2 protein-coding genes are annotated in these 1,162 nt (G+C 72.7%); both read right to left on the minus strand.

The genetic code is table 11. The features are described 5' to 3' along the window. Positions 1-872, minus strand: an 872-nt coding sequence (locus B7767_RS14670; protein WP_143652457.1) for an AAA family ATPase, incomplete at its 3' end; no start/stop codon positions are given. A 156-nt stretch (positions 873-1,028) separates the two neighbouring features. Beyond that, the coding region (locus B7767_RS14675; RefSeq protein ID WP_143652459.1) for a response regulator transcription factor at positions 1,029-1,162 on the minus strand (134 nt) is incomplete at its 5' end.

Below are 1,162 nucleotides of genomic sequence, written 5' to 3' on the forward strand. Positions count from 1 at the left end.
CCCGCGCTGGCCACCAGCAGCGTGCGGCGCGCCTCGTCCGACAGCATCTCCAGGCGGCTCAGCACCAGGGCCCGCAGCGAGGTCGGCACCGGCAGCGGCTCGCCCGGTCTGGGCCGGGTGGGGCTCTCGGCGAGGGCGCGGCCCAGTTCGAGGGCGAACAGCGGGTTGCCGCCGCTGGTGCGGTGGATGTCCCGGGCCGTGGAGCGGGACAGGGCGGTGTAGCCGCGGTGGTCGAGGAGCGCGGACACCTGGGTCCGGGAGAACGGGCCCAGCCGCACCGCGAGCGTGTCCGGCGGGCAGGCGCGCAGATGACGGTCGTACTCCTCGCCGTCCGTGCGCACCGCGAACAGCATCCGCACCGGGCTGTCGCCGAGCCGCCGGGCGGCGAAGCCGAGGAGCTCGGCACTGGCGGAATCCAGCCACTGGAGGTCGTCGGCGACGACGAGGACCGGCCCCTCGGCGGCCAGCGCCCGCAGCATGGACAGCACCGCGAGACGCAGCGCGAGGCCGTCCCGCTGGAGGGTGGACTCACCGCGCCCGGTGAGCGCCGACTCCAGGGCGGTGCGCTGGGCGGCGGGCAGCCGGGCGGACACCTTGTCGAGGACCAGACCGAACAGATCGGCCAGCGCCAGGAACGGAAGATGGGATTCGGACTCCGTGGCGGAGCAGCGCAACACCGTCCCCGTCGCGCCGGCGTTTTCCGCCGCGAGTGCCCGCAGCACGGTCGACTTTCCTATTCCCGCGGGGCCGTGCAGCAGCACGCTGCCCCCACGGGCGAGCTGCTCCCGCGCCTGCGCGTACAGCTCCTCCCGGCCTATGACCAGGTCGGGGCGGCTCCTGCCAGGCTCCTTGAAGTCCCGTCGCACGGTCACCGCTCCCCTCCGTGTGGCGTGTCCTGGCCAATATTAGGCAACAGGCTCCTTAATTCCGGACGGACCGTGCAGTGAGGCAAATTACAGCGGACCGGGCGGCGGTGAAATCCAAAGTCGTACCGCTGGTAATACCCGTATCGGGAAGACACCGCAAACCTACGGCAACCACCCCGCCCGGCGGGCCGCGACCACGGCCTGTCCCCGGGTCCGCACCCCCAGCTTCCGCATCGCCGACCGCAGGTACGCCTTGACGGTCTCGGCCGTCACCCCCAGCCGCTCCGCGGCCACGC

This window comes from Streptomyces sp. 13-12-16, from assembly GCF_002114215.1.
Lineage (GTDB): Bacteria > Actinomycetota > Actinomycetes > Streptomycetales > Streptomycetaceae > Streptomyces.